The following is a 23,812-nucleotide window of genomic DNA, read 5'->3' on the forward strand; positions in this document are numbered from 1 at the left end:
TTAACGACAAGTGTCTATTAGTGCTTGGCTTCATTGTTGCAGAGCCTCCCACGAACGTGGGTTTTAGGCTGTAAAGAGACGGCGACTTTCGCAGCGCTCACCTTTCCTTAATGGGCGAGGGCGGTCGGCTACCTGCACGGTGCGCCCGGGCCCAGGAGGGGCGCCAATAGTTGGTATAAACTGACGGGTGCTTTGTGTTGGCAAAATTTGCGGATCGGTGAAGGAGGTCGCGTGAGCGCTCCCCAGAGTGTCGGCGTGCGTCGCAGCCCCCAAGACGATCCGCGGTATAAGAGGGTGCGGGCCGCCCTCGTTAGTGCCCTGGTTGAGCTAGCTAAGGAACGCAACGTAGACGACATTTCTGTTTCTGAACTGACGGGGCGAGCCGGGGTTGCAAGACAAACGTTCTATAAGCATGCCCCCAGTCCCGCTCATCTTCTGGCGGACTATCTGACGGGCCAACTGGAACCGCACTTTTCTGCCCTGGCCAAACTGCTGGGCGAGGGCGCAGTAGATACCCGCGAGCGCCTGACCAGCATATATGTGGCTATCATGGAAGTGATCGCTCGTGATCCGGAAATTTACAGTCAAGTGTTTGTGAAGAATACGTCCTCGTCAGTGCGGGCCCTATTTGCCACCCGACTAGAGGAAGTGTTCCGCACCTACGTTGCCGATTTCGCTGCGCGCCTGGAATGGCAGGCTACTGACTTGTGGGTGGAAATGGCTGTGTCGCAACAGCTACACAACATGATCGCCATCATTACTGCGTGGCTGCGTACCGGAATGAGTGCGAGCGCCCGCGAGGTTGTTGCTACCTACCTGACGCTTGCCCCGCCATGGCAGCTGGTGCACCTAAATGAATCTGGCAAGGCCTCGATGCCACGACGTGGCTTCATCGAGGGCGATAAATAACGCGGGCGGTAAGTTAAGGATTTGCTGGAAACGCGGGGGCTTGGCAAGACTTGGCGCGGTGGCCACTGAGGTGGTGGCCGTGGTGGCCGGCAAAATGGTCGACTCTAGCCTTCGCTGCAAAGCGCATTGAATGGTCCGAAGCGCATTGAGCCCTCCAAAACACATCGGATGGTCGAGGGCTCATCGAAATTTGCACTGCTTGGTGTGCTTTCGACGAGGACGTGTGCTTTCGCCGAGGGCGTGTGCTTTCGCCGAGGGCGTGCGCTTCAAGTAGGCAGCAAAAGTGGGCCGAAAGCACAGTCGCTTCGGCCAGCTTGCCTACTAACACCTACCGGCTGCGCACCTGCCAGCAGTTAAGCCGGCCAGTTTTGGGCTAATTCGCCAATTTCGCGGGCAGCCTTTGCCGGATCGATGTCGGCTTTGCCTGCTGCGTATCCGATTAGGAAGGCGGTCAGCGGTCCGCCAGGACGGGATGGGCCGTGGGCAACCTTGCCCACCATGTTCAGTAGTTCTTCCTGAGCCTCCGGTAGGGGATTGTCCTGCAACTGCAAGTGTTTTGCGACGTCTTGTAGCCATTCGGCCATCTGGGGGCTCTTTGCTGGGTCTGCCATGATGTCTCCTTCGATAAGTCCATACCATTATGCACACACTAATCCGCAGCGGCTTTCTACCGGGGAAGGGCAAACTAGTCGACGCGTTTGCGGGGGATTTGCCGCCGTGAGTTTTGCACCGGCTCGCCCTCGGCTGCCTTGGCCCCCGCCTTTGGGCGGAGCCGCCACCCGTAGGCAAGGTAGCGTTCGCGTATCCACGAGATCAGTATCGCAAACAGGTATAGTGCCACCAGCACGAGCGCCTGTACGGTCATGGGCCACGGGCTCGGCAGCGGGTTCGCGATCGCCGCAAACACGAAACAGACGAGCACCACCCACCGCCATGCCCTCAGCATGGTGCGCGCGGATAGTACACCCATGAAGTTAGCTAGTACCAGGACCTCGGGCAGCAGGTAGGACAGCCCAAATAGGATTACTAGGCGCATGTAGAAGCTGATGTAGCTAGAGGCCTGTAGTAGGGAGACGCCTCCTACCGGTACAAATGACTGTAAGATGCGCACGGCCTTCGGGGCTACCCAAACGCCGGTGATTGCTCCTGCTACGAAGAGGGCGACGCCTACCAGTCCGAAGATGGCGACATACAGTTTTTCTTTTCGGCGTAGGCCGGGGGCGATGAACGCGCCGATCTGAAATATCCACCACGGGCAAGAAAGCAGTGCGCCTAGCCAAATGGATACTTGCAATTTCAGGTCGAAAGCTGCTCCGATGGTCTGAAAGTTGATCTGTGTGCCCGTCGTGCGCAGCTCCCTCAGCGGATCCGTCATAAATGCCATGACCGGGTCGTAAAGGAACCAGCCTGCTACTGCGCCGAGTAGAATCCCCCCGAGGGCGAAGATAAGGCGCCTGCGCAGTTCGGCTAGGTGGGCCGCAATGGGCATGCGTCCCTGCGGGTTGTTTCGCTTCATGACCTACTAGTTAGCTGGGTTCTGAGGCTGGGCCGGGCCTTGCCCTTCCTGAAACTGCTGCGGCGGAACCGGCTGCTGCTGGAGCGGAATCTGCGGGTTCTGCTGCGGCTGGTATTGCTGCGGCTGTGCGGGCTGCTGGTACTGCTGCACCGGCGGGGTTGCCTGCATCGGCTGAGTCGGTTGTACCGGGGGCACTTGCGTTGCCGGCTGGCCAGGCTGCGTCGCTGGCTGCTGGTACTGCTGCACCGGCTGGCTTTGCTGACTCGGCTGCGCCTGTACCTGCGCCTGCTGGGAGGGTGCCGCGTCGTCCTCGGAAAGTTCGCGCATTTCCTTCTTCAGGACCTTGGCGGACTGGCCTAACGACCGGGCAATATCCGGCAGCTTCGAGGCGCCGAACAGCACTAGCAGAATAACTACGATGACAATTATGTGGCTGGGTCTCACTATTTACCTCCATCGGGGGCTGACTGTTCCCCAGAAACTGGGGGATTGCTGCCAGCGGCGGTGCCAGCATCGCTGGCGGGGCTTGAACTGCGCGCCTGCTTCATCCATTCGTTCAGTTCCTCCTGGACGGCCTCGCGCACCATTTGCTTCGGACTGTACTTCGAAAGGTCGAAGTCTCGTAGCATTTGCAGGTTTTTTATGTCTTGTTCGGTAAGGCCGGCAGAATTGGATAGCGTTTCGGCTCGCAGCCGCGCCGACCAGTTGCGGAAAGCTGCCAGCAGTGTACGCAGCCCGTGTAGCGCTTGCGCCACAGATTTAGGGCCTAACAGTAGAGCCGCCAAGACAAGGATGATCAGAAATTCTGCTCCGTCTATCCCAAACATGGCGCCTCCTTCCCGAAATAGTCTACCTGCATCTTGAATCCTGCCAGCTGCCGGATTACCGGCTGCGATCTTACGCCTTGACGGCCTGCGCCAAGATCGTGTGTACGCCCATCCCTTTGGCTATGGGAGTGGGATGCAGTGAGGACAGGGTGTTGACTGATCCGGCCACGTCTACAGGCTTGTCCGGGTTGGCGCCCTCGGGAGGGGCAACTTCGGAGGCGGGACGGGGATCGTACCAGGCTCCTTGCGGCACAGACATGGTTCCCGGGGCGATGCGGGTGGTCACCTTGGCGGGCAGGCGGATGGTACCGCGGTCGTTGTAGACGAACACCAGATCCCCGTTTTCTATCCCGCGTTCCTTGGCGTCTGCCGGGTTCATCCACACGGTTTGGATGTGCGCTTCTTTTAGCCATGCCACGTTGCCGTACGAAGAGTGCGTGCGTGCCTTAAAGTGGTGGCCGATAACCTGCAGCGGATACTTCTTGTTGGTGGCGGCGTCCTCGGCCCCTTCCCAGGTGTTGACGTGTTCGGGGAGAGGCGTAATAACGTCGCCGGCCAGCTTGGGACGGAATTTGCCGAATGTCCACTTTTGGGCCATCTTTTGAAGGCGCTCAGAATAGATCTCTATTTTTCCCGAGGGCGTAGACAGCGGGTTTGCGTCCGGATCTTTGCGGAAGTCTTCCATCGATATGGTGGCGCCCATATTTTTGCGGAAGATGCCCATCTTTTTCCACTCTTCGTAGGTGGGTAAATCTGGGTCTTCGGCATGGCCGGTGTCGACGGTTTCCTTCAGCCACTGTTCGCGGGTCTTCCCGCCGGTGAACTGGTCTTTGATGCCGAGTTTTTCGGCTAGGGCAGTGCAAATGTCGAAGATGGATTTGCATTCGTACAGCGGCTCGATGGCCTGTTCGGAGACGATGCCGTAGGCCATGGGGGTGGCGTTTTCGCCGGGGTGGTAGTCGGATTCTTCGGCGGTGGACGTGCCCGGCAGCAGGTAGTCCGAATAGCGTGCTGTAACTGTTTGCATAATGTCGCACGTTACGATCAGTTCGCACTTGGATTCGTCGCGCAGGATTTCTACCGAGTGGTTGTTGTCGCCGGTCTGATTTACCAGCGAGTTCGACCCGTAGTTGAACACCGCTTTGATGGGCGTGGCAAGGCGGGTGTTGGTGGGGTTGCCGCCCTCGTCAACCGGTACTTTCAGGGAGCGCACCCCAAGCTCCGGTTTTAGCCCAACTCCGGAATTGAAGGTGTCCATTTGTGGCCCGTGTTCAATGGCGTCTAACCAGCTGAAGACCGAAATGATCTTCATGGACGGGTTCTTGACATCCTCGTAAAAAGTCTTTGTCACGGGCAGGGACACCCCGCCCTCGCGCGCGCCCGGACCGCCCCCGGCAATGCCCGCGTTCCCGGTTACGCAAGCCAACAGGAAGATAGCTCGGGCAACATTTTCACCGTTGGCGTGCCGCTGCGGGCCCCACCCCTGGGTGATAGCGCACGGTTTGGCCCCCGCAACCTCGCGTGCCAGCTGGCGAATCCGCCCGGCGGGCACCCCCGTAATCTTCGCAGCCCACTGCGGAGTTTTCTCGATCCCGTCTTTGCCCTTCCCTTCCAGGTAGGAGCGGTAGGAGGCGTTCTTGGGGGCGCCAGCGGGCATGTGAGCTTCGTCGAAGCCAACGCAATACCTGTCCAAAAAGGCCTGGTCGTGCAGGTTTTCTTGCAGCATTACGTAAATCATTCCCGCCACCAAAGCGGCGTCCGTGCCCGGGCGCAGGGGCACCCACTCGTCGCCAAGCGCGACCGACGTTTCTGAATAGCGCGGGTCAATCACAATGGTTTTGACCCCACTCTTGCGCTTGGTGGCTTGCGTTACGAAGGTCTGCCCGCCCCCGGACATGCGGGTCTCGAGCGGGTTGTTGCCGAACATCACCTGCAGTCTTGCGTTCGCGGCGTCGTCAAAGCTGTTGGCAGCCTGCCATTCGCCGTAAAAGTACGGGTAGGCCTGGGTGATGTTCGTGGTCGAATAATCAGAGTAGTGGTCCAAGTATCCGCCGAAAGTGCTGAGTAGGCGAGCCATGGGCGTCTGCTCTGGCGGCCACGAGCAAGCCATCGTGGAGCCCAAGACTCCGGTGCCGTATTGGATGTAGAAGCATTCGTTGCCCCAGTCGGCCTTCAGCTGTTTCATCTTGTCTGCGATTTCGGTGAGGGCCTGCTCCCAGCTGATTGGCACCCACTTCCCGTCGCCGCGCTTCGTGCCGGGTTTGCGTTTCATAGGGCGCTTTAGCCGTTGCGGGTTGTAGATGCGTTGGCGTATCGAACGCCCACGAGGGCAGGCACGCACCTGCTGTGAACCGAGCGTGTCGTTTCCGGTGTTGTCCGGCAGCACGCGGATTACTCGCCCGTCTTTGACCTGCAGGCGCAGTGGGCAGCGGGACCCGCAGTTGACGGTGCAGGCGCTCCAGACAGTCTTGTCGGCGTTAGTGGCCCCCGTGCCGTTGGCAACTAGCTTCTTTGGGACGGGCCCCGGCTTGGACGAGCAAGCCACGAGCGCCCCCGTGCTCCCAGCTAGTGCGGACCACTTCAGAAACTGCCTCCTGGAGGGATTAGCCATGACTGCTCCTTTCTACATGGGCTGGCCACCTGGTGAAATACGAGACTAAGTGACAGGTGACGTATACGTCTGGGACGTTTGGGAAGCTGCGCTAAAAGTCCAGCTCGCAGTAGGTTTAAAGAGAGGCGTGTTGCTCGCTGGGCCCGTCGAAAATACCAGAATTAGGTAACAGGAGCCTTCCCAATCGCCGCCGTCTGCGCCGTTTGACCTGGGGAAAGCGGCATACGCGCGCCGTGCGTCGGGCAAGCCGGCCAAACTCGCAGGCACCAATGTGGCAAGCAAGCACCAGGGTGGGGCTCTATAGTCGAGGCGTGAAGAAAAAATCTGCAGGCAGGTACGCGCCCTCGCCCTCGGGGGATCTACATGTGGGCAACTTGCGCACGGCACTGCTGGCGTGGGTGGGCGCTCGCGGCAGCGGACGGCGCTTTGTGATGCGGGTGGAGGATATTGACGCGGAACGTTCTTCGCGCGCCGCCGGAGAACGCCAGCTCCAAGATTTGGCCGCCCTGGGCCTGGATTGGGACGAGCTGTACTGGCAAAGTGAGGCGGCCCCCCGCCACCAGCGGGCGTTAGAACAGTTGCTTGCAGGTGGGCACGTGTTCGAGTGCTACTGTTCGCGCCGCGAAATTCGGGAGGCAGCCTCAGCTCCCCACGTGCCGCCAGGGTTCTACCCGGGCACCTGTTTGCGCCTTGCCGAGGACGAACGGCAGGCCGCGCGGAAGCGTTTGGCTGCGGCGGGGCGCGCCCCTGCGCTGCGACTGCGCGGGGGGCAAATTTGGCGGGTGCACGACCTGTACGCCGGAGACGTGACGGGGCGAGTCGACCACCTGGTGTTGCGACGCGGCGATGGGCAGTTGGCTTATAACCTGGTGTGCGTAGTAGACGACGGCGATGAGGGCGTAGATCAGGTAGTGCGCGGGGCCGACCTACTTGGGGCCGCGCCCGCTCAGGCCTACCTGGCGCACCTGCTCGGTTTGCCGAAGGTGGTCGAATATGTACACGTGCCCCTGGTGCTGGGCCCGTCCGGGGTGCGGCTGGCCAAACGGGACGGGGCAGTCACCTTGCGGCAGCTGCGCGAAGGGGGCATGTCAGTTGGGGATGTTATCTCTATGATCGCAGCTTCCTTGGGGTTCGAAGGTGTGGATTCAGCCTTCGGACTGCTGGAAGAAATGGCAGCCCGCCCGGGCAAGCATCCGCTAGCTGGTATTAGCGAGCGCGAATGGACTTTCCGCCCTCGGCAATAGGGTGCGAAACCGCAGCGGCAACCGGGGTGCTAAATAGCTACCTAGCCGGCGTTGGCAGCCGCCCGGTGTTTGCTTAGCTATTTTGCGGCCGTGTCGGACTCGACGTCAGTGTAGGCAAGAATGTCCGCGACCTGGCAGTTTAGTGCTTCACACAGGGAATTGAGGGTGGTGAAGCGGATGGCTCGCGCCTTCCCGGTTTTCAGGTTGGACAGGTTGGCCATAGTGAGGCCAACCTTTTTGGACAGCTCCGTTAGGGACATGTGCCGTTCGAGCAGAATCTGATCCAAAGTTATTTTGATGGCCATGGCTACACCGTCAATTCGTTTTCGACCCAGGCCTCGGTGGCGGCCTGGAAAATTGTGCCCGTAACTAGGAAAAACACCCACCCGGCCGCTGCTAGCGCGAGGGCAAGAATTTCTAAAGCCAGCAGCGAGATGTGGTTCAGGGGGCTGATCGCGTTGAACAGTATGGAGGCAGCAAGGTAGTAAACGGTGGCGGCCAGGCAAATGTGGCGGGCGTAACTGATCAGCTGCAGGGCGCGCGGCGAAAATACTTTCTTTTGTTCCACCAGCAGTAGCATCTTGTAGGCGAGTCCCAGGATGGCTAAGCCTGGCAGGGTGGCGATAATTGCCCCCACGAGCACCGGGTATTGCAGGTGAGCCATTTCGGGCCAGGATTGCGCGCTGGCCATACTCTCTAACCACAAAGCCGGCCAGGATAGGACTATGGCGCCTGCAAGCACTGCCAAGAGGATGCGAGCTAGGAGCGTGTGTGGTCTGATGCGTGAACTCATGGTTTACCTCCCTGGCGGTTGCGTGCAGCAGCCACCGCTAGTAGTTATCGTTTATCGATAATAATATATCGAATAGCGATAAGCCTATGCAAGGGGTCAGGGCCAGAAAGGGCAGTTAGCTAGGGCGGGCTTGTCCGGATACGAGGACAGCTCGGCAGGGCCGGGCCTGCGGGGGCGAAAGGGTGGAACCGCGGCAGGACCCGGCGCCCGGAGACACGTCAGCAGCTACCGGGCTGCAGCCGGTTTTTCGTGCTGGCCGACCAGCCGTTCAGCTAGGCCGGTGAGCGCCTCGGAAGCGCCGCCCTCGATTCGCACATCCGCGAAGGGATCGCCCTGGCAGCGGCCCCGGTTGATGATCGCTACTTTTGCTCCGCGCATGGCGCCCTCGCGCAGCACCATCATGCCGGTCATCACCATTAGCGACGAGCCCACCGTCAGCACCACGTCCGCTGCGGCCGCTGCGGCGAAAGAATTTTCCATGGCATCCATGGGCAACTGTTCGCCGAAGAAAATGACGTCCGGCTTTAGCAGCCCACCGCAAATGGTGCAGGGGGCCAGCACGAAATCTTTGGCGTCGGCCTCGGCGGCGGCGCGGTCGGCTTCGGCAAGAATGGCCACGTGCTTCGGGTCCAAATCCGGTTTCAGATCCGGGTTTAGGCGGCGCAATTCCTTGTCCACTACATCGCGGGAAAAGTATTGACCGCACTTCAGACAGCGGACGCGATTGAAGGAGCCGTGCAGCTCATAAAGGTTTTGGATCCCGGCCCGCGCGTCTAACCCGTCGACGTTCTGGGTGGCGACTGCGCTCACCAGGCCCGCCTTTTCTAGTTGCGCCAACGCCTGATGGCCGGGGGTGGGAGAGAGGGTTTCCATAGTGCGCCATGTCTGCTGGTTGCGCATCCACACCCAGCGCTGCCACACCGGATCGGCAACGAAATCGTCGAATTCTACTGACGGGCGATCCCCCGAGCCGGTGCCCCGATAGTCCGGAATGCCCGCATCCGTAGACAGGCCGGCTCCCGCGATCACCACCGTTTTCTTGCCCTTCATGAGCGATGCGAGTTCGTCCAACTGTGCTTCAAAATCCCTTTGCGCCATGCCTTCACCATATCGCCACCGCACCAATTCGAGGGCGAAAACCCGCGCGCATAGGCGCTGATGCAGGGATGTTAGACGGCGCACGTGAGGGCAAAATGGCTTCCATCTGGGCAGGGAAAACAGTTAGGCTGGTATCCCGGTCGGTGCATCAACTGGCACCTTATTGATCGGAGATCCCCAAATGCCTATTCTTGGTCACTGGCGCCTTCACGGCGACGGTAAATCTATTGCTCCCGGCGAAGTGGTTATGCCGCAGGAGCGCCTCTCCTGGCCCCGCACTGCTGGCATCGGCGCCCAGCACGTGGTGGCAATGTTCGGCGCTACTTTCCTGGTTCCGCTACTGACCGGATTCCCGCCCTCGACAACCCTGTTCTTTACGGGCATGGGCACAATCTTGTTCATCCTTATTACTTCTGGGCGGCTCCCGTCCTACCTGGGTTCTTCATTTGCGCTGATTGCCCCCATTGGGGCAGTGACCGGATACGTTTCTGGCGGCGGCGCCCCCATCGACGCCTCCAAGATGGCCCTGGCTCAAGGGGGCGTAATTAGTGCGGGTCTGGCCCTGTTCGTGGTGGGTGTGATCGTGCACTTTGCTGGGGCACACTGGGTTGACCGTGTGATGCCCCCGATCGTCACCGGCGCGATTGTGGCCTTGATCGGCTTCAACCTGGCCCCTGCCGCCTGGAACAACGTCAAACAGGCGCCCGTGACCGCGCTGGTCACCATCGTCTCCATCCTGGCGATCACCGTCCTGTTCAAAGGCATCATTGGCCGCCTGTCCATCCTGTTCGGTGTGCTGATCGGCTACGCGTGCGCGGTGATCCGCCACGAAGTGAACTTCGAAGCGATCGATTCGGCAGCCTGGATCGGCCTGCCTACCTTCCACGCGCCGGCTTTCGACCCGTCCCTGCTGGGCCTGTTCGTGCCCGTAGTACTAGTGCTGATCGCCGAGAACGTCGGCCACGTCAAGTCCGTGTCCGCAATGACCGGCCAGCAGCTCGACGATGTGACCGGGCGGGCGCTAATGGCCGACGGGTTCTCGACCATGCTTGCCGGCTCTGGCGGCGGCTCCGGTACCACCACTTACGCGGAGAACATTGGCGTTATGGCTGCCACCCGCGTCTACTCGACCGCAGCCTACATTATTGCCGCCATCGTCGCCCTCGCCCTGTCCTTGCTGCCTAAGTTCGGCGAAATCATTGCGACCATCCCGCCGGGAGTGCTGGGGGGCGCCTCTACCGTCCTATACGGCATGATCGGCATGCTGGGCGTGCGCATTTGGGTACAGAACAAGGTTGATTTTGCCGATCCCGTCAACCTGAACACCGCAGCCGTGTCCATGGTTGTGGCCATCGCCAACTACACCTGGCATTGGGGCGACATGGTGTTCGAAGGCATCGCGCTCGGTTCTGCCGCCGCGATCCTGATCTACCACATCATGCGGTGGATCTCGAAGGTGCGCGGGACCAACCTGGAGCAGGCTTCGCCCGCCTCCGCACCCGCAGGCGTGGAACTGGATTCGCCCTCTTACGCTAAGCGGTACCGAGCGGCACAGCTTCACGCCGAGGCCGAAAAGCTAGAGCATGAGGCCGAGGAAATCGAAGCCGACCGTGGCGTCGAGCCTCCTGTAGTGAAGTAGGTGGCGGCCCTGCCAGCAGAGGGCGGGGCCTAACACCAAAATAAAGTGCCGCCAGCATCCGGCAGCCTCTGGGAAGGCGGATGCTGGCGGCAAAAGTTTAAGCAGCACCGGCATGGCCTATAGCCGCGCCAGGTTGGTAGGCAAGCCCGCAGAAGTTAGTTCCAGAGCTTGCGCGGGGCGCCGGAGCAAATGTGCCGCTACTCGACTGATTTTTGGCCAATAGGTAGGCAGGTGCGCGGCGACTTGAGGCCTTCCTTTTTCAGGATCTGCTCAACGTGCTTTGCGTCCTCGAGCTTGGCAAATTCGTTGCCTAGCGTCAGCTCTAGGCCGGAGGAGGCCGTCCCGTCCAACACTACCGAGGAGCCGGGTACGGCCACGGCCAACGTGTATGCCGCCGCGACACCGCTGGTGCCCGTGCGAATACGGGCAGCGCCGGTGAACTCGCCGGTGGGGGCGTTGCCGGTTTCACCAATCTTGTAGCCGCGTCCCTTCAAATTGCCGGCCACCTCGGTTGCTAGACCGGCCTTATCCGTACCATTTAGTACGACCACCGTGGAGTCCTTCGGATTGGTCGGCTTAGACCCTTCGGGCACGCAGGGCACCTGGCTGATGCGGGCTACGGGTTTCTTTTCCGAGAACGTGTTACCGAAGGGCAGGGGAATGATGCCTAACGCCATCAGCATGCCCACTAATAGCGCTATAACCATTAGGGCAGCGCTAATGGTGAAGACGACGGTTTCGCGTTGTTGCCGTTTGCGCCTGTACAGTTGGCGCCCGGTTAGTCCTTCGGAAGTGCTCACCTTCCCGAGTTTAGTTGATGATCGCCCATTTAGGCATTCCCGGTGTGCACTAGTCCGTTTCCGGCGGCGGGGCGGTAGAGGGCGGGGGCCTCGCCTGGGCAAGGTGCCCTCTAGGTGGGCTATGATTGTCCCCGACAGGGGAGCTGTTTGGCTGAGAGTGCGGATGGTCCGCAGACCCTCGAACCTGATCCGGGTAATGCTGGCGTAGGTGGTCGAGCTCTGCCACGTATGTGGTCCCCTCCGAACGGAGGATTTTATGAGTAAAAAGTTTTCTGCGGTGGCAGTGCTGGCGCTGTCAACGATCGTGATTTCCGGCTGTGGCGCTGGCAATGGCGGCACCGACAAGGCCTCTTCTGACAAGTCGGCCGCAGACCAGAAGGCTGACAAGACGGTCACTCTGATTGCATACGATTCTTTCCCCACTAAGGACATTCAGCCGGCATTCGAAAAGAAGACTGGCTACAAGTTGAAGGTAGTTGACGGCGGCGATGGTGCCGAGCTCACCAACAAACTGGTCATGTCCAAGGGCGCCCCGGTGGCGGATGTCGCCCTCGGCATGGATAACAACGTGGCACTTACGGCAGCGGCTAAGGACGTGTTCGAAAAGGCGGATGTGAAGCTGCCCGAGGGCGCAGACAAGTACCAGGTGAAGGGCCAGGAGGCGTTGGTGCCCTTCGATCGGTCGCAGTACTGCCTGAACTATGACGAAAAGTGGTTTAAGGACAAGGGCAAGCAGGCACCGACCTCGTTTGAAGACCTGACTAAGCCGGAATACAAGAACCTGGTGGTGGTCGAGGATCCGCGCAAGTCCACTCCGGGCATGGGGCTGCTGACGGCTACCATTGCTGACCAGGGCGAAAACGCTTTTGCCGACTACTGGAAGAAACTGAAGGACAACGGCGTGGAAGTAACCGGCGGCTGGACTGACGCATTCGCCAAGTTCTCTACCTCTGACGGCGGCACCAAGCCGGTGATGGCCGGTTATGCTTCTTCCCCCGCGTACCCGACTGGTAAAGACGAGGCCGGCAAGGATGTCTTCAACATGAAGAATCTGGATTCGACCTGCTACGCGGCCGTCGAGTACATGTCAGCTCTGAAGGGGGCAAGGAACTCCCAGGGTGCGAAGGTACTGATGGACTACCTGCTGTCGAAGGATGCGCAGGAATTGGTTTCGAAGGTCAACTACATGTACCCGGTGAACTCGCAGGCGCAGCTGCCCGAGGACTTGGCTAAGCACGGCGCCGAAGTGAAGGACGCGCTCAGCATTGACCCGAAGAAGGTGGCGGACAATCGTACTGCGTGGCTGAAGACTTGGGCCGACGCAATGGGAATGTAAACAGGATTAGACGAAGGGTTTTCCCTTGACGAAATTGCGGTGGGCGGCACGCTACTTGGCTCTGGCCTTGGGCGTGGCCGCCCCGCTCGCTTTTATGGCGGTGTTTTTCCTGTGGCCCGTGCTGACCATGGTCTCGATGGGGCTTTTTGGCGAGGGCGGCGGCTCAGGTTTCACCGAGGCGCTTGGGCGCCGGCGCGTGTGGGACGTGGTGGCTATGACCGTGGGCATGGCTGCGGGCGGAACCGTGGGCTCGGTGCTGCTTGGCTTGCCGGGCGCGTACGTGCTGTACAAGTTGAAGATTCCGGGGCGGATGGGTTTGCGGGCCTTCGTGTCTATCCCGTTCGTGCTGCCCGTGATGGCAGTGGCCGTGGGGTTTGGCGCCCTGTTCGGGCCGGGGGGACCGCTTGAATCCTGGCACCTAATGGGCACAAAAACCCTGGTGGTGGCCGCAATGGTGTTTTTCAACTACTCGCTGGTTGTGCGCATAGTGGGGCCAATGTGGGCGGGACTGGATCCGCGCGCGGAAGAAGCTGCCGCCTCTTTGGGAGCTTCGCCAGCGCGCGTATTTTTCACCGTGGTGTTGCCACGGCTAGTTCCCGCAATCGCGTCAGCCGCCTCGATGGTGTTCCTGTTCTGCGCCTCCGCCTACGCCCTAGTGCAAGTGCTGGGTGGGCCGGGAGCAACCACTCTGGAAGCCGAAATCTACAACGAAACAGTGGCTTACATGGACTATCAGGCGGCGGCCATCCTGTCGATCTTGCAACTGGTGATCGTGGTTGCCGCACTTGCCGTTTCTGAAATCTTGCGAGGGCGAGTAGAGCGCAACCAAAAGATAACCCGCACGGCGGCACGTCGCCCTCGGACCGGGGACATCCCCGCACTGGTAGTAACTGCTTTGACCGTCGTGTTTCTGCTGGCCGCACCCATGGTGGGGTTGGTGGCTAGGTCGCTGCGACGCGGGGGAACATGGACCCTGCAAAACTATGCCGACCTTGCCGATGCGGATGCTTCTGCCGCCATCCAAACTTCCGTGCTCTCGTCACTGGGCACCTCTTTCGCCACGGCGGTGGTGGCGGCGCTGCTCGCGCTCGCGGTGGGAGTGTCCCTGTCGGTAATCTTGTCGCGCAGGCCGCGAAAGAAGGTGGCGAAGGGTGCACTGAAGGCGTTGGACATTCTGTTCATGTTGCCGCTTGGGGTGTCCGCGGTGACTGTTGGTTTCGGCTTCCTTGTGACCATGTCCGGCCCGCCTCTGGATATGGCTACGTCGTGGTGGCTGGTGCCTATCGCTCAGTCGATCGTGGCAATCCCCATGGTGGCGCGCACGGTCCTGCCCACAATGAGGGCGATTGACCCCCGCCAGCGTGAGGCCGCCGCTTCCTTGGGGGCTTCCCCAGAACGCGTGTTGGCCACCATCGACGGCCCTTACCTGTGGCGTACGGGAGTGGTTGCAGCTGGGTTTGCGCTGGCCATTTCTATGGGCGAATTTGGGGCGACCTCGTTCCTGGCTCGCCCGCAGACGGCAACGCTGCCCGTAACCATCTACTCGTTGGCGTCCCGGCCGGGAGCCACCGAGCAGGGCATGGCCATGGCCGCCTCGGTGCTGTTAGCGGTGGTCACGGCTACCCTGATGGTTGTTGTTGAGCGGCTCCGCCCGAACGATGCGACTCCGATGATGTGAGGAAAGATGCTGGAAGTAAAAGATCTGACCGTAAAGTACGGGAGCACCGTGGCCGTAGATTCGGTGTCCATGGACGTTGCCGAGGGCGAAATTGTGGCTCTGCTGGGACCGTCCGGTTCGGGCAAATCCTCGCTGCTGCGCGCAGTGCTGGGGTTGGAGCCGGTGGCCGGGGGGCAGGTGCTCTGGAATGGGCGCGATCTGTCCGGGGTGCCCACCTATCAGCGCGGTTTTGGGCTGATGTTCCAAGATGGGCAGCTGTTTGCGCATAGGGACGTGGCCGGCAATATTGCTTACGGTTTGAAGGGCTCTGGGGCGCAAAAACAGGAGCGGGTACGCGAATTGTTGGACCTGGTTGGCCTGAAAGACTACGCTTCGCGTCAGGTCAGTGAGCTCTCGGGTGGGGAAGCCCAGCGGGTGGCGCTTGCCCGTTCTCTTGCCCCCCGCCCTAAGCTGCTGGGTCTGGACGAGCCGCTGTCGGCCCTCGATCGCAAATTGCGCGAAGGCTTGGCGGTGCAGCTGCGGCAGATTTTGACCGCGGAGGGCACGGCGGGCATCTATGTCACCCACGACCAGGATGAGGCGTTTACAGTTGCCGACAAGATCGGGGTGCTGATTACGGGCAGGCTGGCGGCGTTTGGTACGCCGGCACAGGTGTGGACGCAGCCGGGAACGCGATCGGTCGCAGAATTTTTGGGCTACGGGCCGTTTGTCAGCCCCGAGTTGGCGGCCAAGTTGGGAGCCCGGGTGCCGCGGGGGGCGGCACTCATCGGGTTGGCTCCGGGGGCGCTAAGGGTGTGCTTTGAGGGCGAGGGCGTGCACCTGCCCGTCGATTCTGTACACGTGCGCCGCGGCAGCGTGAACGTGCAGGTGATCCTCCCGGATGGCCAGTTGGCCGGGGCGAGCGCGCCTTTGACTCACGAGGCGGAGGCTATTAGCGAGGGCGAACAAGTTGGCATCCGGGTCGACCAGACCCGCCTAGCGGCCATAGAGTAGTATCTGCCAAGCTGGTTCAGGCCAGGTCCAAGACATACTGCGAAGCCGACCCTTTGGGTTGGAACGATTACAGGGAGTGTTGCATGCAAGTGAAAGCGGCAAAAACACTCGGCTACGGATTGTTTGCGCTAATTTCTACGGTCGGGGTGTTTTATATAGTGTCCTATCTTTTTCCTACTGAAACTGGGCTGCGCGCTGGCATCGTCGTCGCATGGATCATCTGCCTCGTAGGGATCCCCTTTGTGGCTAGGCAAGCTTCGAAGAAATCCCAAGGGCGGCAATAAGTTTCAGTACCGCCGAAACGTGCCGTGCGCCCTTGCCGGGAGCGCCCCGGATTGGCTAAACGGCCTGACTTAGTTGGGTTACGTCCTCGGTGGGAATTGCTTGATAGGCTTTCGCAATCTTATTAGCCCAAGCCAAGCCTTCCAGACTGCAGCGTAGGCGCGGACCAATTGTGGTGATGGGGCGAACCCCGCTAGTTGCGTTAGTGGCAATCGCCCCCACAAAATTGCCGATCTCGCCCACGCGTACAGGCCGGCTCTCGCAGGCCCACACGCCCTCGAGCTGTTTCCAGGTTGTGCCTGCCAGCACGGGCCCTTCCGGCCACACCAAACGCCCGTCGGCCCGAATGAAGCCGACGTTGAACATGGTGCCTTCCAATACCAGGTCGTCTTTATCGAGCCCCGTGCAACAGATGGCATCGTCGGCTGCGACTGCACGACGGGCATGCCACTGCGGGGCCAACCCGAAGTGTTTCACGTGGGACAGGTTGCGCTGCAGCGGAAACAGCTCGCAGCTGATCGGCCCAGTCGAGGGCGCACTGCGGGTGGTGATCAGGTGCTCGGTTTCGAACATGCTCACGCGGGCAACGAAGCTACCGGTCTGCGCGGCTAGTTTTTCCAGTTCGGCTGCGACGGACGCCAAATCCAGGTCGGTGCCAAAGAGAGTGCGGTGGTCGCGCTGCAACCTCTTAGCGTGCAGCTGGGGCCCGCGCACTTTGCCGCCCTCGATGAGCATCGTGGTGAAGTGCCCGTCTCCCTTGAGCGCCTGGGTAATGGCGACGTCAGCTTCCATTGGGCTGCACCCTTTCCCGGAAGAATCCTGGTTACTTACTTGAGCAGACTGATTTTATAATCTTTGCCCGTGGGCGTCTTGTTGATTGATAATCATGATTCTTTTACGTACAACCTGGCACACCTTGTTTTTGCTGCCTGCGGGCAGATGCCGCAGGTGGTTATTGCCGAGGACGTAACCGATACCCACCTGGCGGCCGCCGACCGCATTATTGTTTCCGCGGGGCCGGGGCGACCTGCAGAATACCCTTGGTTTCCGGGCATTTTCTTGGATCCTCCCGCCCCCACATTGGGAATTTGTTTGGGCTTTCAGGGCCTGTGTGAGGCCTACGGAGCGAAACTGGGCACCGCCCGCTACCCGCGCCACGGCGAGGTAACCGGTGGGCGGATGCGCTATCACTCTTTGGAAATAACGGACCTGCCGGCTTGCCTGACCGCCACGGAATGGGACGAGGACGGTACGTTGCTGGGCGTGGCACACAAGTCTTTGCCACTGTGGGGCGTGCAATATCACCCCGAATCGGTAGGTTCTACCGGTGGGGTAGAGCTCATGCGAAACTTCCTTAGCGCGTCTGCGCAACAAGTTGGGGCCGGCCTACAGGGCGAAGCGCAAACCGGCCATGCGCCAGCCGGGCCTGCCTCTTACCCCGGATCGCCCGCCACGTCGGACTCGCCGCACCCGCCCGCTACACCTGGCCCGCCCTCGTCGGCGCCGGTGAAGGTGTGGTACGAAAAGATTGACACCGATTTGCTGCCCGAAGCATTGTTTGCCGCCAACTTCCTTGGTCAAAGCCACGCGGCCTGGCTCGATTCTTCTGACGGTTCCGGCTGGCACTATTTGTGCTCGGGTACGCCCGTGCCTTCCCTAGAACGGGCGCCTCTGCCCGAGGCGGATACGACCGGTGTGCCGTGCGCTTTCGCCCTCGGAATGGTGGGCTACCTAACCTACGAGGGGAAAGCCCACTTCATAAGCGTAGACAAATGCCTTGCGATCAGCCCGAATGGTGAGGTGTGGGCGCTGGGGTATGAGCCGTGGCAAGTGAATACTGCCGCCAGCCCGGTCAGCGCGTTGGCCCTGCCGGATACGCCGCGCACGTTCCGTTTTAGTCGCGAACAGTACCTGGCCAAGATCGCCCAGGCGCAAGAGGAAATTGCCAAAGGGAATGCATACGAGCTGTGCCTTACCAACTCAATTAGTTTCCCCGCCCTCGGTGACCCGTACCGTTACTACTTGCATTTGCGTTCAAAGTATCCAGCGCCTTTTGCCAGCTTCTTGCGCTTCGGCGGGCGCGCGGTGCTTTCGACCTCGCCGGAACGCTTCCTCTCCCTTAGCTCGAGTGGCGTTCTGGAAGCAAAACCTATCAAAGGGACGCGCCCGCGCGGGCACACCCCGGCCGAGGACGAAGCCCTGCGCGATGACTTGGCCACTTCCGTCAAAGATAGGGCCGAGAACCTGATGATCTGCGACCTGCTGCGAAACGACCTGGGCCGGGTGGCGGTGCCGGGCAGTGTCGAAGTGCCGGTGGTCTGCGGCATTGAGAGTTTCAGCTACGTGCACCAGATGGTGTCGACAATTAGGGCCCGCAAGAGAGGCGACGTGTCTGCCCTGGATTGTATTCGGGCGGCTTTCCCGGGAGGTTCCATGACCGGGGCGCCCAAGGAGCGTTCTATGCGGATCCTGGAGCGGCTAGAAGAAGGCCACCTTCGCGGGATTTATTCGGGGGCAATTGGCTACATTTCGCTCAGCGGGGCAATGGACCTGTCCATCACGATCCGCACGGCCCTCATCGAGGGCGGAAAGGCCAGCTACGGTTGCGGGGGTGCCATCACGCGGCTGTCGGATCCGCAAGAAGAATGGGAAGAAATTCTAACCAAGGCCCGGCCCATTCTGAGTGAAATATAGCTGATGGGACGCGCCTGCGCTGCATCAGGTCGCGCGTGTGCTTTTGGGGCCTGAGCTTTGCGCCAGCCAGTACACTTACACCCCTAGGCCGGCAGGCGGGGGATTGAAGCTAACAGCTGGCGGGTGTAGTCCTGGCTGGGCGCACCTAGCACCTGTTGGGTGGTGCCGGTCTCGACAAGTCTTCCGCCCTGTAGCACCAGAATGCGTTCACATGTTGAGGCAACGGTAGCCAGGTCGTGTGACACCAGCAGCAGGGCGGTGCCGCGGCTGCGCGTAATCTGTTCGACCATTTCCATTACGGAGGCACGTGTGGCCATGTCGAGGGCGCTCACCGGCTCGTCCGCTACCAGCACTTTTGGTTGGCTCACCAGGGCGCGGGCAATGGCGATGCGCTGGCGTTGGCCGCCCGAGAAGGTGCGCGGATATTCGTCGGCCCGGTCCGGATCAACGTCCACGAGTGCCAAAGCCTCCCGAACGCGCTCGCGGGCTGCCTGGCCGCTGGCCAGATGTAGTGCGCGTAGTGGCTCGGCTACTGTTTCGCCTACGCGCATGCGCGGATCTAGGGAAGAATACGGGTCTTGGAAGACTGCGGAAACTTGTCCGCGGAACTTCCGGCGTCCGCGGCGCCCGCGGCCGGGTATTTTCGTGCCTGCGAAGCTGACGCGGCCGGCTTTTGGGCGCAACAAGCCCAGCCCCAGACGGGCGACGGTGGATTTGCCGGAGCCAGATTCGCCCACTAGTGCTATGCGTTCGCCCTCGGCAAGGGAGAGGTTAAAGCCTGCGATACCGCGCTCTGATTTGGGGTAGGTGTAGGTGACGCTGTCGAATTGGAGTATGGTCTCGCTCATGGGCGGTCTCCTTGCTGTGCGGCGGCAAGGGCGTCTTCCAGGTTCCTTGCGGCCTGCACGATTGCGCGGGCGCGCGGGCTTACTCCGGCCCCGGCGAGCAGTGCTGGTACGGGTACGTCGTCGGTTACCCGGCCTTGGTTGAGCACCAGCGTGCGCCCCACGAGTTGGGTGACCACGGGCAGGTCGTGCGATATGAAAATGAGGGTGGTTTTTCGGGCGGCGGTAATTTCTTTTAGCAGTTGGAGGATTTGCTGTTGCACTGTTACGTCTAGGGCGGTGGTGGGTTCGTCCGCCAGCAGGATTTGGGGTTGGCACGCGAGGGCGAGGGCGATGGCGACGCGTTGGCGTTGGCCTCCAGAGAGCTCGTGCGGGTAGGCGTGGGCTATGCGATCTGCGTCTGCCAGGTGTACTTCGGTGAGGGCGGCACGGACGGCTTCACGCAGCTTTTTACCTTTTTCTACGCCTTGGTGGTGGCGGATTGGCCAGGATAGTTGGCGGCCGATGCGTTGAAGGGGGTCGAGGGCGGTGAGTGGGTCTTGGAAGATCATGGCGGCTAGGGCGCCGCGCACCTCGCCCATTTCTTTTTCGGTGGCGCCTACTATTTGCTTGCCGGCTACTTGGAGGGAGCCGCTCACGTTGGCGCGGGCGGGCAGCAGGCCCATGGCAGTGCGGGCGAACATAGATTTTCCGGATCCGGAGGGGCCGATTAGCCCTAGGTGTTCGCCTGCCTGAACGGTAAACGTGAGCGAGTCCAAAAGGGTTTTCTTTCCTATGCGGACCGAAAGGTTTTGTGCGCTTAGGGTGGGGGCCATTATGCCTCCTCTAAGGTGGGGTCTATGGCGCGGAGCCCGTCAGATAGTAGGTTGGCGCCTATCACGAGGGCGAGAATCGCCACCCCCGGGATTATTGCGCCGAGCGGTTGCACGGTGAAGGTGGCTTGGGCATCTAGCAGGAGGCGCCCCCAGGAGGCGTTTGGTGGGGGTGTGCCGAGCCCGAGGTATGAGAGGCCGGCCTCTGCAAGTACTGCGGAGCCGAATAGTAGGGCCACGTTTACTACCAGGAATTGCCAGATGTTGGGGAGCACATGCCGGGCGATGATGCCGAGGGTGCCCACTCCGGCGGTGCGGGCTGCGGTGACGTATTGTTCGCGCAGCACGCGGGAGGCCAGTATGCGGGTTAGCCTTGCGATTACTGCCGAGGCCGAAATACCAATTGCGCAGGTTACGGTCACTAGTGAGGCCCCGCCTACGGCCACCATGAGCATTGCTAGCAGTAGGGTGGGGAAGGCAATTAGAACGTCGAGTGTGACTGAGGCGATGTCGTCTAGGTAGCCGTGGGCTAGGGCTGCGGCTAGGCCGAAGCTTACCCCGATGGCGGCGGCTATTATTGAGGCGCCAAGTCCCACTCCCAGGGCTATACGCGCTCCTAGTAGCATGCGGGTGAGTAGGTCGTGCCCGAGCCGGTCGGTACCTAGCAGGTGCTGGGTACCGGGCCCTTCGAGGCGCCCTCCGGAGGTATCGGAAACGGGGTAGGGCAGCCAGAAAAACGAGACGGCGGCGGCCAGCGCTATCAATGACAGTAGGGTGATTCCTACCCACAGGTTGGTTCGCTTCATTGGTATCCTCCGCTCAGGGAGTTGCGCAGGCGTGGGTCTATGAGTCGCTGTAGCACGTCGGCTGCGAAGCCTATCAGCAGTACTAATGCGGTAGATACCACTAGAACTCCCTGGATTGAGGGGAAGTCGTGCTGGGTGATGGCGAGCGTGAGCATCGAGCCGAGCCCGGGAAGGGCGAAGACTTGTTCTACTACTACGGCGCCTATGAACGTGGTGGCCAGTTCTATGCTGGCTACGGATATTACGGGTACGCAGGCGTTTCTGATCCCGTGGGTGAGCATTGCCTGGGTTTTGCTCTGTCCGAGGGCGCGCGCCTGGGCCAGGTAGTCGGCCTGCAGTACGTCTAGGGTTGCCGCTCGGGTGTAGCGGGTTAGGGAGGCGCAGGAAACGAACGCGATGGTGGCTGCTGGGAGGATGAGTGCGGTCCAGGCGAGGAGGGGACTGTTCCATCCTTCGGGTGGGAAGCCGGAGGCGGGGACCCATTTGAGGTGTACGCCGAAGACTAGGGCGCCCATCATTGCGATCCAGAACACGGGGATTGCGATCCCGATTTGCAGGAAGGCTGAAATGGCTGCGCCGATTGTGCCTTTCCGCCACCGGGCGGCTGCGTAGCCTAGGGGGATGGCGGCCGCCAGGGCGAAGGTGAAGGCAATGAGGGTGAGCGGCAGGGTGACGGTGAGCCGGGAGGAAATTTCGGAGGCCACGTCCCTCCCCGAGGTGAACGAGGTGCCTAGATCCCCGTGGGCTAGCCCGCCTACCCAGTTGGTGAATTGGGTTAGTACGGGCTGATCGGAGCCGACTTGTGCCCTCGCTGCCGCGATTTGGGCGGGGGTGGCGGTAGCTGACAGGAGTGCGTTGGCCGGATCGCCGGGCAGTAGGCGCAGCAGAACAAATATTAGGATTAGTCCTGCTGCGCCTGTGCCAACTAGCAATGCGCTGCGGCGAATTAGGTAGGAAAGCATTTAGGCTTTCTTAGAAATTGGCGCCAGGAAGAACTGCGAGTTCAGCCCGTTCACACCGTAGCCGGAAACGCCTGCCTTCGATACCACTACTTGCGGGTACAGGTACAGCCAGGCGCTAGCAGCGTCGGTGGCTATGATCCGGTTTGCCTTGCGCAGCAGTTCGGTTTGTTCCTTAACGTTCGCGGCCTTTTGTGACTTGGCTACTAGGTCAGTGACATGGGGGTTGTTGTAGCCCCAGTAGAAGTCGGGGTTGCCGTACCAGACTACGTCGCGGGTGTTGACGTGCTCTTGCAAGGTGGCGGTGAAGTTGTGGTCTTTGAACACCTTGGAGTACCACTCGTCGGCGCTTATCGAATTGATCTTTACTTCTACGCCTATCTTTGCCAGCTCGGATTTTACGAATTCGGCTACTAGCGGGTGCGGGTCGTAGGTGGGAGCGTCCAGGGTGAAGGACAGTCCTTCCTTACCAGCTTCCTTCAGTAGTTTCTGCGACCTGGCTGGGTCGTAGGGGTTTAGCGAGTTCAGATCTTCGTACCACGGGTCCGAGGGTGGAACCATGGATCCGATTACTTGGCCCTTGTCGTTCCAAATGGAGTGCAACAGTTTTTTGCGGTCTATTGCCGAGTAGATTGCCTGGCGCACGCGGGCATCGTCGAAGGGGGCCACACGGTCGTTGAAGGCCAGCAGTTCCTTGGTGGTGGAGTTACCAGAGGCGACCTTGTACTTGGCGTCCTTTTCTAGTTCCGGTAGTGCGTCTGGCGATTGTACGTTGGTTACCACGTCGACGTCTCCAGCTTTCAGCGCATTGGTGAGGGCGGTGGCGTCAGTGTAGTAGTGGAATACGGCCGCCGAGTTGGCGGGTTTTTCGCCCCAGTAGTCTTTGCGGGCTTTTAGTGACAGGGTGGAGCCTTTGGTCCATTTGTCCAGCGTGTAGGGGCCGGTTCCTTCGGTCTTTTTCTTTGTGTCTAGCCCTTCGGGAACGATCCACAGCCCGGACAGGTTGTATTGCAAAGATACGGACGGTTCGGACAGGGTGAGTTTTACCGCATCCTCGCCCTGGGCGGTGACGTCTTTGATTACGGAGAGCTCTTTTTTGCTGGCAGCTTGGGACTGTTCTGACAGAACAGTTTTGATGGAGGCTGCCACGTCTTTCGCGGAGAGGGCTTTGCCGGAGGAGAAGGTGACGCCTTTGCGCAGGGACAGGGTGTGGGTTAAACCGTCTGGGGAGGCCTCGTCTTTTGTGGCCAACCAGGGTTTTACTTTGCCGTTGTCTTCTAGGCGGAAGAGGGTTTCGTACACGTTTCCGGTTAGGGCCTCGGTTACGCCTTGGCCGCCACCGCCCGTGTTAGACAGGTTGGTGGGCTCGTATAGGGAGCCTACGTTGATGGTGGCCGCCTTGGAGTCTTTGCCTTTGGCTCCTTCTGCCGCGTTGGGTCCCGCGCAAGCGCACATGCACATCATGGCCATAGCTAGTGTTGCGGCTGTGGGGATGAGACGTGATCGCTTCATGCGGAACTCCTTTTCTTTGTGTTCGCAGTTTTAGTAGTACGAACGCTTTGTTCGTTGGGGAAAACGCTAGACCTTCGACCTAGTCATGTGCTGGTGGCTTTCGAGTGTTGAAACGTATTCCACTTGTGCCGCCGAGGGCGCCAAACTTGTAGTTTGGGGATTTTTGGCCCCTGCCACTCGTGTGTGGGCATTTTGGGCGGTAGGCCGTGTTTTAGATCCACGGATAGTTTCGGCTTTAAAAATAAGATTAACGTCAATTTAAGCGAGTGCAGAAAGTGTGAAATTGTGGGACCGATGGAAACCGTTGCCAAATTTGTGTGAGCTAGTTTCGGGGTGTGTGGCCGAGGCGATTGTGGCGTTCGAACGCAAAAAAGTTGGCCTCGAAGGCGCATGTAAGGGCGTTTTGTGCGGATTCGCCGGCGACTGCCCGCCTGGGGTGGCATTTTAGTGCAGGGATG

Annotated in this window: 23 protein-coding genes and 1 riboswitch; of the genes, 8 read left to right on the forward strand and 15 right to left on the reverse strand. The window is 60.4% G+C overall.

Annotated features, from left to right (window positions below; genetic code table 11):
• Window positions 1-231 precede the first annotated feature (231 nt).
• The gene (locus AC1EKG_RS04860; protein ID WP_278614571.1) at window positions 232-909 is read left to right on the forward strand and encodes a TetR/AcrR family transcriptional regulator; all 678 of its coding nucleotides are present in this window, start codon (window positions 232-234) and stop codon (window positions 907-909) included.
• 353 nt (window positions 910-1,262) lie between these two features.
• On the opposite strand, the gene AC1EKG_RS04865 is transcribed toward AC1EKG_RS04860, so the two are convergent.
• From AC1EKG_RS04865 to AC1EKG_RS04885, 5 genes are all read right to left on the reverse strand, one after another.
• Window positions 1,263-1,520 (reverse strand): DUF6457 domain-containing protein, encoded by a 258-nt coding sequence (locus AC1EKG_RS04865; protein WP_004806778.1) that lies wholly within the window; start codon window positions 1,518-1,520, stop codon window positions 1,263-1,265.
• A 74-nt stretch (window positions 1,521-1,594) separates the two neighbouring features.
• Entirely contained in the window at window positions 1,595-2,398 is an 804-nt protein-coding gene (gene tatC / locus AC1EKG_RS04870) for a twin-arginine translocase subunit TatC (RefSeq protein WP_004806776.1), read from the reverse strand.
• A gap of 33 nt (window positions 2,399-2,431) precedes the next feature.
• Window positions 2,432-2,869 carry a twin-arginine translocase TatA/TatE family subunit gene (tatA, locus tag AC1EKG_RS04875; RefSeq protein ID WP_004806774.1) on the reverse strand — a complete coding sequence of 146 codons (438 nt, stop codon included), beginning with the start codon at window positions 2,867-2,869 and terminating at the stop codon, window positions 2,432-2,434.
• Window positions 2,869-3,252, reverse strand: coding sequence for a twin-arginine translocase TatA/TatE family subunit (locus tag AC1EKG_RS04880; RefSeq protein ID WP_278614572.1), 384 nt, complete (start codon window positions 3,250-3,252; stop codon window positions 2,869-2,871). Before AC1EKG_RS04880 ends, tatA begins: the two co-directional genes overlap by 1 nt.
• A 70-nt stretch (window positions 3,253-3,322) precedes the next feature.
• On the reverse strand, window positions 3,323-5,863 hold the full coding sequence (locus tag AC1EKG_RS04885) for a DMSO/selenate family reductase complex A subunit (RefSeq protein WP_278614573.1): 2,541 nt from the start codon (window positions 5,861-5,863) through the stop codon (window positions 3,323-3,325).
• A 311-nt stretch (window positions 5,864-6,174) separates the two neighbouring features.
• Between AC1EKG_RS04885 and gluQRS the strand changes: the two genes are divergently transcribed.
• On the forward strand, window positions 6,175-7,107 hold the full coding sequence (gene gluQRS, locus AC1EKG_RS04890) for a tRNA glutamyl-Q(34) synthetase GluQRS (protein WP_278614574.1): 933 nt from the start codon (window positions 6,175-6,177) through the stop codon (window positions 7,105-7,107).
• Window positions 7,108-7,184: 77 nt separating this feature from the next.
• On the opposite strand, the gene AC1EKG_RS04895 is transcribed toward gluQRS, so the two are convergent.
• The 3 genes from AC1EKG_RS04895 to AC1EKG_RS04905 form a co-directional block, all read right to left on the reverse strand.
• Window positions 7,185-7,412 carry a helix-turn-helix domain-containing protein gene (locus tag AC1EKG_RS04895; protein WP_278614575.1) on the reverse strand — a complete coding sequence of 76 codons (228 nt, stop codon included), beginning with the start codon at window positions 7,410-7,412 and terminating at the stop codon, window positions 7,185-7,187.
• Window positions 7,413-7,414: 2 nt separating this feature from the next.
• Window positions 7,415-7,900: a DUF2975 domain-containing protein gene (locus tag AC1EKG_RS04900; RefSeq protein WP_278614576.1), complete on the reverse strand. Its 486-nt coding sequence runs from the start codon at window positions 7,898-7,900 to the stop codon at window positions 7,415-7,417.
• A 225-nt stretch (window positions 7,901-8,125) separates the two neighbouring features.
• Window positions 8,126-8,998, reverse strand: coding sequence for a Sir2 family NAD-dependent protein deacetylase (locus AC1EKG_RS04905; RefSeq protein ID WP_278614577.1), 873 nt, complete (start codon window positions 8,996-8,998; stop codon window positions 8,126-8,128).
• A gap of 181 nt (window positions 8,999-9,179) precedes the next feature.
• Between AC1EKG_RS04905 and AC1EKG_RS04910 the strand changes: the two genes are divergently transcribed.
• A complete protein-coding gene (locus AC1EKG_RS04910; protein ID WP_481067756.1) occupies window positions 9,180-10,637 on the forward strand; it encodes a uracil-xanthine permease family protein in 1,458 nt (485 codons plus the stop codon).
• A 197-nt stretch (window positions 10,638-10,834) separates the two neighbouring features.
• Here the strand turns inward: AC1EKG_RS04910 and AC1EKG_RS04915 are convergent, their stop codons facing one another.
• Window positions 10,835-11,437, reverse strand: a complete 603-nt coding sequence (locus AC1EKG_RS04915) for a LytR C-terminal domain-containing protein (RefSeq protein WP_278614579.1) — start codon at window positions 11,435-11,437, stop codon at window positions 10,835-10,837.
• A 126-nt stretch (window positions 11,438-11,563) separates the two neighbouring features.
• Window positions 11,564-11,665: riboswitch (TPP riboswitch) on the forward strand.
• Window positions 11,666-11,693: 28 nt separating this feature from the next.
• Here AC1EKG_RS04915 and AC1EKG_RS04920 point away from each other — a divergent pair.
• The 4 genes from AC1EKG_RS04920 to AC1EKG_RS04935 all read left to right on the forward strand — a co-directional run bounded on the left by AC1EKG_RS04920 (window position 11,694) and on the right by AC1EKG_RS04935 (window position 15,728).
• A complete protein-coding gene (locus AC1EKG_RS04920; protein WP_481067757.1) occupies window positions 11,694-12,773 on the forward strand; it encodes a thiamine ABC transporter substrate-binding protein in 1,080 nt (359 codons plus the stop codon).
• Between the two features lie 25 nt (window positions 12,774-12,798).
• Window positions 12,799-14,451 carry an ABC transporter permease gene (locus AC1EKG_RS04925; protein ID WP_278613888.1) on the forward strand — a complete coding sequence of 551 codons (1,653 nt, stop codon included), beginning with the start codon at window positions 12,799-12,801 and terminating at the stop codon, window positions 14,449-14,451.
• Window positions 14,452-14,457: 6 nt separating this feature from the next.
• A complete protein-coding gene (locus tag AC1EKG_RS04930) occupies window positions 14,458-15,444 on the forward strand; it encodes an ABC transporter ATP-binding protein (protein ID WP_278613887.1) in 987 nt (328 codons plus the stop codon).
• Between the two features lie 83 nt (window positions 15,445-15,527).
• Window positions 15,528-15,728, forward strand: coding sequence for a hypothetical protein (locus AC1EKG_RS04935; protein WP_004806752.1), 201 nt, complete (start codon window positions 15,528-15,530; stop codon window positions 15,726-15,728).
• Window positions 15,729-15,783: 55 nt separating this feature from the next.
• Here AC1EKG_RS04935 and AC1EKG_RS04940 read toward each other — a convergent pair whose 3' ends face one another.
• Window positions 15,784-16,518, reverse strand: a complete 735-nt coding sequence (locus AC1EKG_RS04940) for an aminotransferase class IV (RefSeq protein ID WP_004806750.1) — start codon at window positions 16,516-16,518, stop codon at window positions 15,784-15,786.
• Between the two features lie 69 nt (window positions 16,519-16,587).
• Here AC1EKG_RS04940 and pabB point away from each other — a divergent pair, with 69 nt between their 5' ends.
• The gene (gene pabB, locus AC1EKG_RS04945) at window positions 16,588-18,420 is read left to right on the forward strand and encodes an aminodeoxychorismate synthase component I (RefSeq protein ID WP_004806749.1); all 1,833 of its coding nucleotides are present in this window, start codon (window positions 16,588-16,590) and stop codon (window positions 18,418-18,420) included.
• Between the two features lie 83 nt (window positions 18,421-18,503).
• Here the strand turns inward: pabB and AC1EKG_RS04950 are convergent, their stop codons facing one another.
• Genes AC1EKG_RS04950 through AC1EKG_RS04970 form a run of 5 tightly spaced genes read right to left on the reverse strand, consistent with a single transcriptional unit; the run spans window position 18,504 to window position 23,354 of the window.
• Window positions 18,504-19,268, reverse strand: coding sequence for an ABC transporter ATP-binding protein (locus AC1EKG_RS04950; protein ID WP_004806747.1), 765 nt, complete (start codon window positions 19,266-19,268; stop codon window positions 18,504-18,506).
• A complete protein-coding gene (locus AC1EKG_RS04955; protein ID WP_004806744.1) occupies window positions 19,265-20,080 on the reverse strand; it encodes an ABC transporter ATP-binding protein in 816 nt (271 codons plus the stop codon). The genes AC1EKG_RS04950 and AC1EKG_RS04955 overlap by 4 nt, the downstream gene beginning before the upstream one ends.
• Window positions 20,080-20,883, reverse strand: a complete 804-nt coding sequence (locus AC1EKG_RS04960) for an ABC transporter permease (RefSeq protein ID WP_004806743.1) — start codon at window positions 20,881-20,883, stop codon at window positions 20,080-20,082. Before AC1EKG_RS04960 ends, AC1EKG_RS04955 begins: the two co-directional genes overlap by 1 nt.
• Window positions 20,880-21,845: an ABC transporter permease gene (locus AC1EKG_RS04965; protein ID WP_004806741.1), complete on the reverse strand. Its 966-nt coding sequence runs from the start codon at window positions 21,843-21,845 to the stop codon at window positions 20,880-20,882. The genes AC1EKG_RS04960 and AC1EKG_RS04965 overlap by 4 nt, the downstream gene beginning before the upstream one ends.
• Window positions 21,846-23,354 carry an ABC transporter substrate-binding protein gene (locus tag AC1EKG_RS04970; RefSeq protein ID WP_004806739.1) on the reverse strand — a complete coding sequence of 503 codons (1,509 nt, stop codon included), beginning with the start codon at window positions 23,352-23,354 and terminating at the stop codon, window positions 21,846-21,848.
• Between the last annotated feature and the right edge of the window lie 458 nt (window positions 23,355-23,812).

Source organism: Winkia sp. C0117E2 (genome assembly GCF_056590455.1).

Bases quoted from the DNA above. Each gene is read 5' to 3' on its own strand.
- AC1EKG_RS04965 (WP_004806741.1), bottom strand. From the start codon at position 21,845: ATGCTTTCCTACCTAATTCGCCGCAGCGCATTGCTAGTTGGCACAGGC.
- AC1EKG_RS04930 (WP_278613887.1), top strand. From the start codon at position 14,458: ATGCTGGAAGTAAAAGATCTGACCGTAAAGTACGGGAGCACCGTGGCC.
- AC1EKG_RS04880 (WP_278614572.1), bottom strand. From the start codon at position 3,252: ATGTTTGGGATAGACGGAGCAGAATTTCTGATCATCCTTGTCTTGGCG.
- AC1EKG_RS04895 (WP_278614575.1), bottom strand. From the start codon at position 7,412: ATGGCCATCAAAATAACTTTGGATCAGATTCTGCTCGAACGGCACATG.
- AC1EKG_RS04905 (WP_278614577.1), bottom strand. From the start codon at position 8,998: ATGGCGCAAAGGGATTTTGAAGCACAGTTGGACGAACTCGCATCGCTC.
- AC1EKG_RS04970 (WP_004806739.1), bottom strand. From the start codon at position 23,354: ATGAAGCGATCACGTCTCATCCCCACAGCCGCAACACTAGCTATGGCC.
- AC1EKG_RS04960 (WP_004806743.1), bottom strand. From the start codon at position 20,883: ATGAAGCGAACCAACCTGTGGGTAGGAATCACCCTACTGTCATTGATA.
- AC1EKG_RS04920 (WP_481067757.1), top strand. From the start codon at position 11,694: ATGAGTAAAAAGTTTTCTGCGGTGGCAGTGCTGGCGCTGTCAACGATC.
- AC1EKG_RS04940 (WP_004806750.1), bottom strand. From the start codon at position 16,518: ATGGAAGCTGACGTCGCCATTACCCAGGCGCTCAAGGGAGACGGGCAC.
- AC1EKG_RS04900 (WP_278614576.1), bottom strand. From the start codon at position 7,900: ATGAGTTCACGCATCAGACCACACACGCTCCTAGCTCGCATCCTCTTG.
- AC1EKG_RS04865 (WP_004806778.1), bottom strand. From the start codon at position 1,520: ATGGCAGACCCAGCAAAGAGCCCCCAGATGGCCGAATGGCTACAAGAC.
- AC1EKG_RS04885 (WP_278614573.1), bottom strand. From the start codon at position 5,863: ATGGCTAATCCCTCCAGGAGGCAGTTTCTGAAGTGGTCCGCACTAGCT.
- AC1EKG_RS04910 (WP_481067756.1), top strand. From the start codon at position 9,180: ATGCCTATTCTTGGTCACTGGCGCCTTCACGGCGACGGTAAATCTATT.
- AC1EKG_RS04950 (WP_004806747.1), bottom strand. From the start codon at position 19,268: ATGAGCGAGACCATACTCCAATTCGACAGCGTCACCTACACCTACCCC.
- tatC (WP_004806776.1), bottom strand. From the start codon at position 2,398: ATGCCCATTGCGGCCCACCTAGCCGAACTGCGCAGGCGCCTTATCTTC.
- AC1EKG_RS04955 (WP_004806744.1), bottom strand. From the start codon at position 20,080: ATGGCCCCCACCCTAAGCGCACAAAACCTTTCGGTCCGCATAGGAAAG.
- AC1EKG_RS04935 (WP_004806752.1), top strand. From the start codon at position 15,528: ATGCAAGTGAAAGCGGCAAAAACACTCGGCTACGGATTGTTTGCGCTA.